This is a genomic window from uncultured Kriegella sp., assembly GCF_963975415.1.
GTDB lineage: Bacteria > Bacteroidota > Bacteroidia > Flavobacteriales > Flavobacteriaceae > Kriegella.
The window spans coordinates 19,761-34,987 of sequence record NZ_CAXBGN010000021.1 but is presented as its reverse complement, the minus strand read 5'-3'; the positions used below and the strand labels follow the sequence as shown (position 1 = coordinate 34,987).

15 protein-coding genes and 1 pseudogene are annotated in these 15,227 nt (G+C 39.5%); 8 read left to right on the top strand and 8 right to left on the bottom strand.

From position 1 onward, the window contains the following. From AACZ88_RS23825 to AACZ88_RS23795, 7 genes are all read left to right on the top strand, one after another. A partial coding sequence (locus AACZ88_RS23825; RefSeq protein WP_339716276.1) for a hypothetical protein occupies nt 1-854 on the top strand: 854 nt, incomplete at its 5' end. A 20-nt stretch (nt 855-874) separates the two neighbouring features. Then, a complete protein-coding gene (locus AACZ88_RS23820; protein ID WP_339716273.1) occupies nt 875-2,893 on the top strand; it encodes a gliding motility-associated C-terminal domain-containing protein in 2,019 nt (672 codons plus the stop codon). A gap of 61 nt (nt 2,894-2,954) precedes the next feature. Further along, nucleotides 2,955-3,851: a type IX secretion system membrane protein PorP/SprF gene (locus tag AACZ88_RS23815; protein ID WP_339716280.1), complete on the top strand. Its 897-nt coding sequence runs from the start codon at nt 2,955-2,957 to the stop codon at nt 3,849-3,851. Nucleotides 3,852-3,941: 90 nt separating this feature from the next. Continuing rightward, entirely contained in the window at nt 3,942-4,469 is a 528-nt protein-coding gene (idi, locus tag AACZ88_RS23810) for an isopentenyl-diphosphate Delta-isomerase (protein WP_339716270.1), read from the top strand. Nucleotides 4,470-4,474: 5 nt separating this feature from the next. Further along, on the top strand, nt 4,475-4,882 hold the full coding sequence (locus tag AACZ88_RS23805) for a 6-carboxytetrahydropterin synthase (RefSeq protein ID WP_339716277.1): 408 nt from the start codon (nt 4,475-4,477) through the stop codon (nt 4,880-4,882). Nucleotides 4,883-4,952: 70 nt separating this feature from the next. Then, a complete protein-coding gene (locus AACZ88_RS23800) occupies nt 4,953-5,915 on the top strand; it encodes a type I phosphomannose isomerase catalytic subunit (RefSeq protein ID WP_339716268.1) in 963 nt (320 codons plus the stop codon). 110 nt (nt 5,916-6,025) lie between these two features. Continuing rightward, nucleotides 6,026-6,295, top strand: a complete 270-nt coding sequence (locus AACZ88_RS23795) for a hypothetical protein (RefSeq protein WP_339716266.1) — start codon at nt 6,026-6,028, stop codon at nt 6,293-6,295. 101 nt (nt 6,296-6,396) lie between these two features. On the opposite strand, the gene AACZ88_RS23790 is transcribed toward AACZ88_RS23795, so the two are convergent. From AACZ88_RS23790 to AACZ88_RS23760, 7 genes and pseudogenes are all read right to left on the bottom strand, one after another. After that, complete coding sequence (locus AACZ88_RS23790) at nt 6,397-7,107, bottom strand: DUF4369 domain-containing protein (protein ID WP_339716264.1); 711 nt, start codon at nt 7,105-7,107, stop codon at nt 6,397-6,399. Between the two features lie 45 nt (nt 7,108-7,152). After that, nucleotides 7,153-8,469 carry a DUF819 family protein gene (locus AACZ88_RS23785; RefSeq protein ID WP_339716261.1) on the bottom strand — a complete coding sequence of 439 codons (1,317 nt, stop codon included), beginning with the start codon at nt 8,467-8,469 and terminating at the stop codon, nt 7,153-7,155. Nucleotides 8,470-8,496: 27 nt separating this feature from the next. After that, the gene (locus tag AACZ88_RS23780; protein WP_339716258.1) at nt 8,497-9,297 is read right to left on the bottom strand and encodes an HAD family hydrolase; all 801 of its coding nucleotides are present in this window, start codon (nt 9,295-9,297) and stop codon (nt 8,497-8,499) included. A 151-nt stretch (nt 9,298-9,448) separates the two neighbouring features. Beyond that, nucleotides 9,449-9,613 carry an Arc family DNA-binding protein gene (locus AACZ88_RS23775; RefSeq protein ID WP_339716255.1) on the bottom strand — a complete coding sequence of 55 codons (165 nt, stop codon included), beginning with the start codon at nt 9,611-9,613 and terminating at the stop codon, nt 9,449-9,451. Nucleotides 9,614-9,671: 58 nt separating this feature from the next. Beyond that, a complete protein-coding gene (locus AACZ88_RS23770) occupies nt 9,672-9,845 on the bottom strand; it encodes a DUF4177 domain-containing protein (RefSeq protein ID WP_339716252.1) in 174 nt (57 codons plus the stop codon). Between the two features lie 175 nt (nt 9,846-10,020). Next, nucleotides 10,021-10,884, bottom strand: a pseudogene (locus tag AACZ88_RS23765) (SPFH domain-containing protein). 92 nt (nt 10,885-10,976) lie between these two features. Further along, a complete protein-coding gene (locus AACZ88_RS23760; protein WP_339716249.1) occupies nt 10,977-13,229 on the bottom strand; it encodes a transglycosylase domain-containing protein in 2,253 nt (750 codons plus the stop codon). Nucleotides 13,230-13,510: 281 nt separating this feature from the next. On the opposite strand from AACZ88_RS23760, the gene AACZ88_RS23755 reads away from it, so the two are divergent. Beyond that, nucleotides 13,511-14,272: a S1/P1 nuclease gene (locus AACZ88_RS23755; RefSeq protein ID WP_339716246.1), complete on the top strand. Its 762-nt coding sequence runs from the start codon at nt 13,511-13,513 to the stop codon at nt 14,270-14,272. Nucleotides 14,273-14,623: 351 nt separating this feature from the next. On the opposite strand, the gene AACZ88_RS23750 is transcribed toward AACZ88_RS23755, so the two are convergent. Further along, a complete protein-coding gene (locus AACZ88_RS23750) occupies nt 14,624-15,223 on the bottom strand; it encodes an alpha-ketoglutarate-dependent dioxygenase AlkB (RefSeq protein ID WP_339716244.1) in 600 nt (199 codons plus the stop codon). Between the last annotated feature and the right edge of the window lie 4 nt (nt 15,224-15,227).

Below are 15,227 nucleotides of genomic sequence, written 5' to 3'. Positions count from 1 at the left end.
AAGGTCTTACCGGAGATAAAGGAGCAACAGGGGACAAGGGTGCTACTGGCGATGTGGGTGCACAAGGTCCCGATGGCGATAAAGGTCCGATAGGTGACAAAGGTCTTACCGGAGATAAAGGAGCAACAGGGGACAAGGGAGCAACAGGTGACAAAGGTGCTACTGGAGACCAAGGTCCAGTAGGTCCACAAGGGGCTCCTGGTGATCCAACCACAGACGATCAGACATTATCAACAAACGGCAATCCTGGCTACATTGCCATCGCCGATGGTAATAATATCACCTTAAACGTAAATGATGCTGATTATGTAATAGGTAATGAATACAATACTGCGTTCGCAGTTGTTGGCTCGAATTTAAGAATCACTGATGGTGGAGGACCTCTTAATGTTCCATTGTCATCCTTAGGTACTGACGATCAATTCGACGACGAAGTGGAACTAAGGGTAGATATCGATGTTGATGATGCCGGAAAAAGTGCGGCACAAGGTTATGTTGAAGAAACGACCGTTCAAGAGGTAATTCAAGCTATTGCCCCAATTACTTCAAAAGCGGCACGTATATTCTATCCGCCATCCATCGCAGTTGATGCTTCGACGGTTGTCAATAATGTAACCATCGATTTATATCAAGAATATATCGATCAATTTGGTAGTCCGACCATGGCAAGCGCAGGAGCTCCTTCAGCCATACCTACCTATACCAAAACAGAGCTCTATTATTATGTTACTTATGCAGATCCTGCGGTTTTGAACATTGATAGTATTAGCGCAGATGGTATTATGCAATATGACGTGGTAGGAACTCCACCGGACTATAACTCTTTGATTAATGTAGTTTTTGTGGTGAAATAACTGAAACGATCCAAATCGATTTGAAACTTATCCAAACATATAAGAGATTAATTCTCAGCCTTGCTTTTTTAATGATGGGCGTTATTGTAGGCAATGCACAATTTTTGTTACAAGCCCCTGAGGGTAAAGGTGAGTCAAACTATAGATGGTTTGAAGCATCTGATACAAATACGGTTTTGGGAACGAATTCTTTCTATGAGGCTACTCAAAGGGGTGTGTATTTTGCCACCTACGATGGTACATTGTGTGGGTCAAATGCAACGGGGTACTTTATTTTGACCAATTGTAACTCCCCTTTCAATCAGGTCACTTTGGATATAACTGCAAATGTCGATCTAAGCTCGGGAGCTACGGTAAGTTGGAATCCAGTAGTTAGTGGAGATCAGGCCCGACCTGTTGTAAGCGCCACAGAAACTGTTGTCAAATATAGTGCAACGGTCACAAAGGCGGGTTGCGATTTTAGTTTGCCCAATTTTACGGTAGTTTGTATGTATGAATCGGCAACATTGGTTGATGATGTTGTTACGACCGATGAAGATGTTCCTGTGGTTGTAGACATTTATAACAATGATTCCGATATGCCGGCTAATGGAATACTGACTATTTCAGGTGCTGCCACCAATGGTAGAGTTGATATTGATAATAATGGTACCCCGAACGACCCTAATGACGATATTGTAACATATATTCCTAACCCCGATTATAATGGTTCCGACTCGTTCGATTATACAATTTGTAATACGTTTGGTGATTGTAGTACGGCAACGGTGAGTGTGACAAATCTTCCGATTGTAGATGGGGTCGAAGATCTAATTTCAACTACCGAAAATATTCCTGTAGAGATTGATATTTTGGCAAATGACAATGATATTTCTTTCGATGATTCACTATCAACGACCAATCCTTCCAATGGCACGATTGTAATTAATGAGAATGGGACACCAAATGATATAACCGACGATACTATTACCTATACACCGGTTACAGACTATTTAGGAAACGATTCTTTTACGTATACCCTTTGCGATAGGCTCGGGAATTGTAGTACGGCTACGGTGAATGTCGTGGTCAATCCGACCGGGATTATTGATAGTGACTTTGATGGAATCGTTGATAGTTTTGAAGACTTAAATCTCGACAACGATGGTGACCCATCTACAAATCCCACAGATTCTGACGGAGATGGGTTCCCCGATTATTTAGATATTGATTCTGATAATGATGGCATTCCCGATAACGTAGAGGCTCAGTCGACTCTAAACTATATTCCGCCCAGTGGAATCGATAGCAATGGAGATGGACTTGACGATGCGTACGAAAGAAATAGTTCCATTGGCATTTTCCCGATAGATACAGATGGAGATAATTTACCCGATTATTTGGATGAAGATAGTGATGGGGATAAAGTTCTTGACAATATCGAAGCTCACGATCATGATCATGATGGTATTCCTGAAGTACGTTTTATTGGTTCCGATAAGGATAATGATGGCTTAGATGACGGATACGAAGGGACTGCTACCGTAGATGATGATGTGAATGATGAAATAAATGACCCAAGAAACGATTTACCGGATACCGACGGTGATGGTGAAGTTGATTATCGTGATACCGATGATGATGGCGATGGTACCGATACCACGAACGAAGACGCAGACAAAGATGGTAACTTCTTGAACGATGATACGGATAGTGATGGGACTCCCGATTATCTGGAACCCAATGTCTCGGATGAAGATTTAGAGGTTTTCAATATTATTACACCCAATGGAGATGGGGCCCATGATACATTGAGAATAAATAGCATTGAGAATTTCCCGAACAATACGCTCAAAATTTATAACAGGTGGGGTGTACTCGTATTCGGTACCAGTGCATACGACAATAGCAATAATTATTTTGATGGTACTTCAAAAGGAAGGGTCACTGTTAATGTTGACAACAAATTACCCGTAGGTACTTATTTCTATATTTTGGATTATGAAGATGCGACTGGCAATATGAAAACAAAAACGGGTTACATATATATAAACAGATAGCATCATGGTAAAATTTGAACAAAAAAATAAGTGGATCGAGAAAGTCAAATTTTTGCTTGGTATGCTCTGCTTTTTCATGATAGGCGCAGTGTTCGGGCAGCAAGACGCACAGTTTACCCAGTATATGTATAATACAGTCAGTGTAAACCCAGCGTATGCCGGTTCACGAGGACATATTAGTGTCGCTGCATTACATCGGTCACAATGGATCGGTCTTGATGGTGCACCGCAAACGCAGACTTTTAATTTGCATTCCCCAATAGGATATAGAGGTGTAGGCCTTGGACTGTCTATTGTGAACGATAAGATTGGTCCGACTTCGGAGACAAATTTTGATCTTGATTTTTCATATACCGTTTATACTTCCACGGAAGGAAGATTAAGTTTCGGATTAAAAGCCAGCGCAAATTTGTTGGATGTAAGGTTTTCAGAACTCAATCAATATACCCAAGATCAAATATTACAACAAAACATTGACAATAGGTTTTCACCGAATATTGGGGCGGGAATCTATTATCATACCCAAAAATTCTATGCTGGGTTATCGGTGCCAAGGTTTCTTGAGACTTCGCATTTTGATGAAGCTTCGCTTTCCACGGCTAAAGAACAAATGAATTTCTATTTTATCACGGGTTATGTTTGGGACCTCAATTCATCATTAAAGTTCAAACCAGCTCTGTTGACGAAAGTAGTGCGTGGCGCGCCCTTGCAGGTCGATATATCTGCAAATTTCATGTTTAGCGAAAAATTTATTTTAGGAGGTGCATATCGGTGGGATGCTGCCTTTAGCGGATTGGCCGGTTTTCAGATATCCAATAAATTCCTAATCGGAATTGCTTATGATCGAGAAGTTACCGAATTGGGCAATGCCGCTTTTAACGATGGGTCATTCGAAGTTATCTTTAGATATGATTTTATTAGCACCAAGGGAAATCTAAAATCGCCAAGGTTCTTTTAACTAACAGATTATTCCTTAAACCCTACTTCTTTTGTTATTTTTATGATAGACTTAACCCGTAAAAACGGGCAAAGGTCTTATTTTTACACTATGGAAGAGGAACAAGTGATTTTGGTCAATGAACAAGACCAACAAGTTGGTACCATGCCAAAAATGGAAGCACATGAAAAGGCATTGCTACATCGGGCATTCTCGGTTTTCATTATGAACGAAAAGGGAGAAACAATGTTACAACAACGGGCTGCTGAGAAATATCATTCCCCTTTGTTGTGGACGAATACGTGTTGCAGTCATCAAAGGGAGGGAGAATGTAACCTTGAAGCCGGTAAAAGAAGATTAGAGGAAGAAATGGGTTTTTCAGTTGAATTGAAGGAGCTTTTTTCGTTTATCTACAAAGCTCCCTTTGATAATGGATTGACCGAGCATGAGTTGGACCATGTTATGATGGGAAGCTTCAACGGTATTCCGAAAATCAACCCGAAAGAGGTAGCCGATTGGAAATGGATGAAACCGGAGGAAATAAAGAAAAGTATTGCATCAGACCCCCAGCGATATACGGCTTGGTTCAAAATTATTTTTGAGAAATTCTATGACCATATCTCTAAAACCAATATTTGATGGGCATGAAAGTGAAGGTTAGTAGAAGGGCACATTTTAATGCTGCACATCGATTGTATTGTGAAGACTGGGATGATGAAAAAAATGCCGAGGTCTTTGGCAAATGTAGTAATCCGAATTTTCATGGTCACAACTATGAGCTTATTGTCAGTGTATCGGGAGCGATAGACAAGCAAACAGGTTTTGTGATGGATATGAAGATATTAAAGGAACTGATCAAAGATAAAGTTGAGGATGCACTTGATCATAGAAACCTTAATTTAGAGGTACGAGAGTTTAAAGCGCTTAATCCTACTGCCGAGAATATTGCGGTTGTTATATGGAACAAGCTGCGTCCGCACATCGCTTCGAACAAAGAGTTGGAAGTTGTACTTTATGAAACCCCAAGGAATTTTGTTACCTATGCGGGGTGAAAATTAATATCATGATGCCAGAATAATTGCCATTTAAAATATGGCTTAGAAACTAAACCCGATCAAGCTTATGTATCCATTGAAATTCAACCCTATTTTAAAAGAACGCCTTTGGGGAGGCACGAAATTGAAAGACGTTTTAGGAAAGGAAATTCCGAACGATATAACCGGTGAAAGTTGGGAGATATCGACCGTACCTGGTGATATATCGGTTGTTTCCAATGGGGAGCTCATGGGAACTTCACTGCAGGAGTTAATCGATCAAAGCGGTGAAGAGGTCTTGGGTAAAAGTGTAGTAGAACGCTTTGGAAAAGAGTTTCCTATACTTATAAAGTTTATAGATGCCAAACAAGATCTGTCGATTCAATTGCATCCCAACGACGAATTGGCAAAAAAGCGACATAATTCCTTTGGTAAAACGGAGATGTGGTATATAATGAATGCTGATAAAGCTGCAAGTCTGATTGTTGGTTTTAATAAAGATGTGTCAAAAGAAGAATATGCCAAAAGCCTAGAAGATGATTCGCTTCTAGAGCTTTTAAATTATGAAAAAGTTAAAGAAGGTGATACGTTTTTTATAAATACGGGTAAAATTCACGCGATTGGTGCCGGGGTGCTACTTGCTGAAATTCAACAGACTTCCGATGTTACTTATCGGGTGTTTGACTTTAATCGCCGCGATAAAAACGGGAATCTTCGCGAATTACATACCGAGCAGGCTTTAGACGCAATTGACTACAAGCAAAAAGACGATTTCAAGGTTCATTATGATCGAGATGAAGATGTTGTTAATGATATGGTGGCTTGCCCCTATTTCACCACGAATTATATTGATTTGACAAAAGATTTGGAACAAGATGTTTCAAATCGTGATTCGTTTACTATTTATATGTGTGTGGGTGGTTCGGCAACCATAGAGAACGAATTTGGGTCGGCTACGATACAAAAGGGGGAAACTGCCTTGGTTACTGCCAATTCAAAAAAAATACAATTAAAGACCAAGGGAGCGAAGCTCTTGGAGGTAACCATTTGATTATCCTCTAATACAAGGGAAGATTCAATATTTTATAGGCTTTGATTACGGTTTAATTTTTCTGTGGTGATTGATTTCAAAAAGCCTATTTTTGCAAAAAAAATAAATTCATGGCAAATATTAGAGAGTTAAAAAAGGATATCAATAATGTGTTGGGCGATATTATCGAGGCGGTTTATATCGTTGAAACGGCCAATGGTAAGCAAGATTCTAAAGAAGGGGCCAAGATTATTGATAAGGCCATTGAAACATTTGATGATTTAATCGTTAAGGTCAATCAAAGAGATGTTGAAAACAGAAAGAAACACTTGAACGAAGTTCGTGCAACATTACAGAAGGAAGCTACTGCTTTGGTGGAAGACTTGAATAAGTTAGGCTAAAAGTACCTGGCTTTTAAAAAAAATCCCGCACTAGTGCGGGATTTTTTTTTGCTCTATGTTTCTAGTCTCACTTAAATTCTGATTTGCCTTTGTGACTAGAATTAATTTTCGGCCTTCAGTTTTTCCAAATGTTTTTTCAATGCCCGACCGTATTTTGAATCAGCCACTTCAGGGGCTAATGAATTACTAATTGAGTCTAAGTATTTTGGGTTTGCATCGGCCACTTCAAAAAGAGCTATATAGGGGGCTATATAAGAGTTTTTGTTGTTCAATGCAAAATTAAGTGCATAGGCATATCCTCTCTTTACGTTACGGTCGCTTTTAATTCGTAAGGAGTCGAGTTGCAATGAGTCTAAAGGTTTTTCGGTATTTGTCGCCAGCTGCATCATTTCAAGGTCCCTTTTGTTGATTTCCGACATTACTTTTCGATATTCTTCCAATTTTTTATTGGTATCAGAACCGCTAATCTTAGCATTGGTATCAAAAGTGTTCCAAGTGGTGTTTATAGTAATTTGACCAGGTTCGCCAAAGAACGTGATTCGGTCGTTGACCATGTTGTTATCTTTTTTGTCAAGATAGAGATAGAAAATTTCCGGACTTTCCAATTCCGTAGTAAACGAAAAGTTTCCGTCGCCATCTATTTGAAGTGAATCAATGGTTGCCAATGTTGAATCAGGAATATGTTGCAAATACAATGTTCCTTTTTTAAGGCCCTTTACATTGCCGACGACTTTCATCGTACTATCGGTCATATTTTCCCCGCAAGAAAAAATAAGTAGTGCAAGTAAGCTAAAAAAGAATAGGTTTTTCATGTTTGTTGTTTGTGGGGCAAATATCCATAAACTTTTAGATAGTTTCTAAATTTTTGAAGCAATTTCCATTAGATAAGCGCAGAGTAGGGCGCCCCCGGTTCCTACAACATAACCAAAAACGGCCAAGAGCACACCAACAGAGGTCAATGAAGGATGAAACTCAGCTGCCACTACAGGCGCCGATGCGGCCCCTCCTACATTTGCTTGGCTTCCTACCGCCAAAAAGAAATAGGGCGCTTTGATTAGTTTTGCGACAAAGATCAATAGTACGGCATGTATGGAAATCCAAATAAAACCTATTGCGATAAGTCCCGGGTTTTCTAAAACTTTGCCAAGATCCATCTTCATTCCTATGGTTGCGACCAAAATGTAAATAAACATGCCTCCAATTTTACTGGCTCCCGCACCTTCATAGTTCTTGGCATTGGTAAAGGACAATGAAATGCCCACTGCTGTTGCTATTACGACCATCCAGAAAAAACCGGATCCAAGAAAAGATAAAAAGCTTTTTTTATCACTTACACTTTCAAAAGTATCGATTAAAAATGTGCTTATGTGTCCTCCAAAAAAATGGGCGACTCCTACTGCCGTAAAAGCAAAAGAAAGCATCATCATATAATCTTTGAGAGTAGGCACACGTGTTATTTTTTCTGCGAAGGCGGTTACTTTTATCTTTAATGTTTCTATTGAGGAGGTATCCGCTTTGAGCCAACGGTCTATCTGTTTGGTGCGTCCGACCCCTAGTAATATAATGGCCATCCAAATATTGGCTACAACGATATCGATCAATACCATCGCACCATATTTTTCTGGAGTATATTTAAAAATCTCGTACATAGCAGCTTGATTTGCCCCTCCGCCTATCCAACTACCCGCGATAGTGGAAAGTCCGCGCCAAATGGCATCAAAATCGTTTCCCCCAACAGATTCCGGGGAAAAGATGGAAACGATTAAAATGGCAATCGGTCCGCCAATAACAATGCCTACCGTACCGGTCAAAAACATAGTGAGGGCTTTAGATCCTAAATTAGCAATTGCTTTTAGGTCAATGCTCAAAGTCATTAATACCAACGCAGCGGGCAATAGGTAGCGACTGGCCATATAATACAATCTTGATTCGTGAACGACTACGTCGCCAGCATTATTGATGGTTTCCCATTTTTCTGCAATAACACCAAAAGAAGAAAGCATTCCCGGTAATAGATAGCACATCAAGACGGCCGGAACTATTCCATAAAATTTACTCCAAAAACCGGTTTTTATCGATGAGGTATAAAAAATAAACCCTAAACAAAGTGTGAGTATTCCAAATATTACGGTGTCATCGGTGAGCAGCGGTTCGGGTAACAGGTTTTCGGTCATATAGGGGCGCTTATTTGTCAAATATAATCAATGCAGGTGTTCTTTGATAAAATGTGCAACACCATGCGCGGTATTTTTTAAGGTAATTTTTTGGGCAATGGCTTTTACTTCTTCCCGGGCATTGTCAACAGCCACCCCATAACCCGAATACTGTAACATTTCTATGTCGTTATAATTGTCACCAAATGAAATAACATCGTTCAAAGTATTACCATCATTAAGTAGGCACTTGATTGCTGAAAGTTTTGATACGGATTTAGGGGCCACTTCGATCAACGTATCATTTGACCGATAAAGATGTAAGCTTTCGGAAAATTTCTCCATCAATTCGGGGTATAGCATGTCGGCCGTTTCCTTGGTTCCCATAAGCATGATTTTGTGCGCACTTACTTTTCGGTCTTTCCATTCAGTGAGGGTCTGCGACGTGGCCCTGAATGAGGGCACTGCCTTGGTATATCGTATTTCTTTTTGAACCCGCTCGGTATCTTCCTCGACATACCATTCGTCTTTGTAATAAAGTCCGAGTTTAATACCTAATTTATCGGCCATTGCATGTATTTGGGCTACATGTTTCAAATCAATAACAGTAGATACAACTATAGATGCTCCGTTTAAGATCAACGCGCCATTATAACATATAATAGGTTCGTGTTCAATACCTAGCCGACGTTGCAAATAGGTCATAGACCGTGGCATTCGGGCCGATACTAAAATTATTTTCGTCGTATTTCGTATTCTTGAAATTTCTGCAATAGTAAAATCTGACACGTCACTTTTGGTTGAAAGTAGTGTGCCATCTAAATCGGAACATAAAATTTTATAATGCACTGCAAGTTGGTTTTGATGCGTATTATTCAAATAAGAGCGAGCGTTGGCAAATAAGGGTGCTTTTCTATAATTGAAAAGCCAGTTTCCACTGGCCTGCAATAAATGTGTTTCAAAGTTAAGGGGAAAATCAAGAAAAATGGTGTTTGCTTGATCAATCAGGTTTTTTCTTAGGTTCTCTTTTGGCTTCTCTAAGACTTTTCATTAACATCCATTCTATTTGTCCATTGGTGCTTCGGAATTCATCGGAAGCCCATTTTTCAATAGCTTTTAACATTTCTTCGTTCAGTCGTAAGGCAAAAGCCTTTTTTTTACTCATGATGGGAATTTTGTATTTTGGTAATAAAATGCTACAATTTAGTCCTCGAGAGACCCCATTACCTATTCTTGTCCCTTTCTAATATCACTTTAAGTCCCATATTTCCTTGGTCGGTTACAGCCGTTATAACGCGCCAGCCTTCACGGGCCAGAAGGTTCAATTGGGTTTCGAATTTTTCATCGGTATTCTTTAAAAGATTAACCTTCTGTTTTAAGATTTTATATTCTTTCATGTCTTGAAGTTTTTAGGGTATCTATGGTTACATTCCTTAAAAAATAAGAAAATTAAGTCTATGCCAAGGAGGTATATATTTTAAATAGTACATCAGTATAGCATGTTTTTTGAAATTTACAAATGTTATATATAATGTTCAACATTGCGCATGGTTTTAAGGATGCTTCAATGCGCTAGTGATTCAACGTACCTGTGTTGACAATGGGTGCGGCATCTTTATCTGAACAGAGCACGACCATCAAATTACTGACCATGGCTGCTTTACGTTCTTCATCGAGTTCGACAATCTCTTTTTTACTTAACTCGTTCAGTGCCATTTCGACCATGCTTACGGCACCCTCGACAATTTTATGTCTCGCTGCGACGATTGCAGTGGCCTGTTGTCTTTTCAGCATAGCGTTGGCAATTTCTTGGGCATAGGCCAAATAACCGATTCGAGCCTCCAGTACCTCAATACCGGCCATTGCCAACCTTTCTTGTACTTCTTTTTCCAAGGCATCACTTACCTCATTTAAACTAGACCTTAGAGTAATATCTTCATCAAGACCTTCATCTGCAAAATTATCATAAGGATACATGCTGGCAAGTTTTCGTACGGCGGCATCGGTTTGTACCCGTACGAAGTTCTGATAGTCATCTACATCGAAGGCGGCTTTATAGGTGTCAGTGACACGTCATACTAAAATGGTACTTATCATTACGGGGTTGCCCAATTTGTCGTTTACTTTAAGACGTTCACTATCGAAATTACTTGCTCGAAGGGAAATGACCTTTCTCGAATATAAGGGGTTTACCCAAAAGAGGCCATTTTTCTTAATGGTTCCCATGTATTTTCCGAACAACAGAAGTACTCTTGAGCTATTGGGGTTAATATGTACAAACCCCTTAAGCATTACTAATGATGCAAATAACATAAGAATAGGTAATATGGGATTTATTCGGGCGATGAGTAAAAAGCCACCTAGGGCCGCCATTAAAAAAACCGACAGCAACATGGTGTACCCATTAAAGGCATTGATATTTTTTTCGTTTGTCATGATTAGATAATTTATATGATATTAAAATGATATCATAAATATATCAAAATAAAATATAATGCAGCAAATTTTTTTATGAAATCGCCTTTCGACTAAGGGTTGGAGTTTTTGGTACGAAATTTTTTGGACTTATTCGGATTTTTAAAAAGGCGTTTGAAAAAGCCATCGCGTTTGACCGGTTCACAGTCCAATTTCTCCAATACGCGGGAACTGGGTCGTTTAAACCGGGCTTTTGTAATATCATCGAACTCGGGATTTTTGTTCAGTTTTTGCATCCAAAGGGCAAAGAGGGGCAACGCGGCATTGGCACCTTGCCCAAGACGAGTGCTTCGAAAACCTATTTCGTGATTGTCTAGCCCGACCCAGGTGACATGCACCAATTTCGGAGTCAGGGCTACAAACCACGCATCTTTATTGTTCTGGGTCGTACCCGTTTTTCCGGCAATATCATTATTCAATTTGTAACTGGAGCGAATCCTGGAGGCCGTCCCAGAATTTATGGTAGATTTCATGATTTCTATCATTATCTGCCTGTTTTCTTCAGAAAAAGCACTTTTTCTTGCTCTTTTTGGCTCAAAATGCTCTAAAATGGAATCTTTCTGGTTCGTGATTCCTTGTATTAAGTACGGATACACTGCTTTACCCCCGTTAACGTAGCTGGCGTAGGCTCCGGCAAGTTCGTTCAGGTAAATTTCACCCGTGCCCAAGGCCAACGACGGCTGATGCGGTAATTCGGAGAAAATACCCATATTCTTTGCCTGAACGATTACATTTTCGATTCCGGTTTGTTCCAATACTTTTACGGCTACTGTATTTACCGAGTTGCTTAATGCTTCTTCCATAGAATAGTTGAGGTATTCTTCATCTTTTTCTCCGGAGTTGCTAGGCGACCACCCTTTTAAGTTTTTATATTCTACTTCTTGGGCCGAAAAATAGGTGCAGGGCTCGATACCTACCTCCAATGCGGCAGTATATACGAAAGGTTTAAAGGTAGATCCCACCTGTCGTTTGCTTTGGGCCACATGGTCGTATTTGAAGTGTTCGAAGTCTACACCGCCAATCCAGGTTTGAACGGCTCCCGTTTTAGAATCAATGGCCAAAGAACCGGTATTCAGAAACTTCATATAATGCTGTATGCTATCTAAAGTACTTGCCTCGACCGACTTTTCACCTTCCCAATCGACAAAGGTCATTTTTCTTTTTTTGGCAAGGGAATCTAGTATGACATTATCAGCCAACCCACTTTTTTTAAGCCTTTGAAATGCCACTGTTTTTTTTGCTAGTTTAGTGAGCAAGGTTTTGTCGGTTTTCCATGGTGCATTTTTGCCATAACTTTTTTCAAAACTTTGTTGCAATGATTTCATATGAGCTTTCATCACATCCTCGGCAATTACCTGCATTTTGTAATTTAAGGTCGTGTATACCTTCAGACCTGAAGTGTAGATGTTGTAATCGTTGCCTTTCTCTTTTTGTGCTTTGGCCCATTTTATCATTTGTTTGCGCACCTCTTCACGAAAGTATGGGGCAAGTCCGCTATTGTGGTCGAATTCCTGATAATCTAATTTTAGGGGTATTTGAATCAGACTGTCTTTTTGCGATTCAGAAACAAACTCGTTGGAATACATCGATTGTAAAACGAGATTTCTTCGGTTGAAACTGTTTTCTGGGAAGACTCTTGGATTGTAACCATAGGTAGCCTTTAGCATGCCCACCAATACGGCTGCTTCTTCAACGGTTAATTGTTTCGTGCGTTTATTGAAAAATTTTAAGGAAGCACTTTCTACGCCAAATACATTGTCGCCAAAAGATACGGTATTCAAGTAGTGGGTCAGAATTTCTTCTTTAGAGTAGAGATCTTCCAGCCGTGAAGCAATAATCATTTCTTTTACCTTGTTTACAGCTATGTTAGCTTTTTTACGATCTTTTCGTGGATAAAGGTTTTTGGCCAATTGTTGCGTAAGGGTGCTGCCACCACCTGCAGATTGATCCTGCATCAGTATCGTTTTCACCGCTACACGCATCAAACTAGTGTAGTCAATACCCGAATGATTATAAAAGCGTTCGTCTTCGATGGCCACAAGCGCATCTAAAAGGTGTTGGGGGAAATCCTCGTAGGAGATAGGCTGTCTGTCGAATAAATAAAATTTTCCGATAAGAACGCTATCAGCGGTATATACCTCGGAAGCCCTTTGGTACTTAAAATCAGAAAGTTCATTTTTCTTCGGCAAAGTGCCCCAAGCACCAAAATAGATACTCAAGAAAAATATAAATACAAGGGCCATTGCCGAAAGTAGGGCAATAGCTCCATACTTTACAAAATGGGGCTTTATTCTCTTTAAGATCAAATCAGCATATTTTTCGGTTGCAAGATCACATTTAAAAATTAAAATTGAAGCAGTCTTAACAATAGATTAAAGTTCCTTTTTCTATTTTTAGGGAAAATTTCAAAAAAACAAAGATTTAACTGTTCTTCCTTTTGCCTATTTTTTGCTAATTCAGGTGATATATGGGAATCCACAAGCAAAACCTTTTTTGAACTTTCACATTTAATAAAATCCGGTCTATAAAAATTGCAATGATAATAAATATGAAAAACCGCTTGAGTAACCGGAATATTTTGAAAATAATGATACTCTTATTGTTTTTTAGTTTTCATTTTGCAATATCAAATGTGCCAGTTTGGTCTAAAACAGGGCATAGGGTGATTGGAGAGATTGCACAGCAGCATTTAAATTCAAGAACAAAAAAGGAGATACTGAAATTGCTAGACGGACAGGGGTTGGCAGCAGTGGCGAACTTCTCTGATGAGATAAAGGCCGATACCATCTATCGTAAATTTTCGGCTTGGCATTATGTTAATTTTCCAGCTGACGCGGCTTATAAAGATGTTGAACCCAGTCCTTATGGTGATGTAGTTACAGGAATTCAAAAGTGCATTGAAATTGTGAAGAATGAGAATAGTTCTAAATCAGACCGGGCCTTCTACCTAAAAATGCTAGTTCATTTAATGGGGGATTTACATCAACCGATGCACGTCGGTCGTTTGGAAGATCGAGGCGGAAACGATATTGAGGTGCAATGGTTCAATAGGCCTAGTAACCTGCATAAGATATGGGATGCCAACATGATTGATGATTATGGTATGAGTTATACCGAACTGGCGGCAAGCTTACCCAGTCTTACTAAAAAGCAGGTTGGGGCCATACAGAAAGGCTCTATTTATGATTGGCTCGAAGAAACGCAAGACATTGCGAATGAGGTATACAAATCGGTTGAAAATGGAGAAAAGTTATATTACCGCTATAGCTATGACTGGTGGGACACTTTGGAGACCCAGCTTGAAAAGGGAGGCTTACGCTTAGCAAAAGTATTGAACGATTTATTCTAGCCTTCCAAGCAAGTTGAATTAAATAAACTAACGGTATTACTTCAGTACGCAGCAAGCAGAAAGAATTTTTGACATCTTTTGCTTTCAAATGATTTCTCATTGTTTTAAAACTTATGTCTTCATAGTACAAGTAAAACCATTTTTTTTCCTTTCGGAAATCTTTTTTATGCAAGTTAGCGTATAATAAGAGGCGTATGTCTAAAAAATAAATGAAATGGCATGTGTTTTGAGTTAATTGTATGAGAAGTTGGGTGCGAGGAGATTAGCATTTTGTCCCAGAGTGTTAAAGGCAGTACACGGTTTCGGTATCCATGGGCATAAAAAATCGGCTCAGACAGAAGAGCCGATTTTTTATTTTATAACCCTAAAGGTAAGGTTGATGCGTTCTTGAACGGGTTTTGTCGTTTTAGGAATCTGATGCAACCAATTTTGCTGTGTTTGTCCGGCCATTATCAAAAGACTACCATGTTGTAATAGCAGTTTGTGTTTCAGGCTTCCGTTGTTCCTGTGTTTAAGGTGAAAGTAACGTTCTTGTCCCAAAGATACCGAAGCAATGGTGGGGTTTTCTCCTAGTTCTTTTTCATTATCGGCGTGCCAACCATTGCTATCTTTTCCTGTACGATAAAGGTTTAATAAACATGTGGTGAATTTAATGGCACAAAGCACATCCACTTTTTGTTTTAGTTTCATTAAAACAGGTGTGAACTCTTGGGGTTGCATAACAATATTGGAGTAAGAGTAGGGCTTGTTCGATTCGCCATACAGGGCAGTTAATCGGGGCTGTGCGTAGGTTTTTCCGAAAACCTTTATGTCATCTTGCTGCCACGTAACCGTTTTTCTTAAGCGTTCGAAATATTGCGTTGCTTCATCCTTATATATAAAGGAAGGATAATAGCTGATGGTACTGTCCGGTAGATCGATTTCAATTTTTTTCAAAGACCCGCTACCCATACTC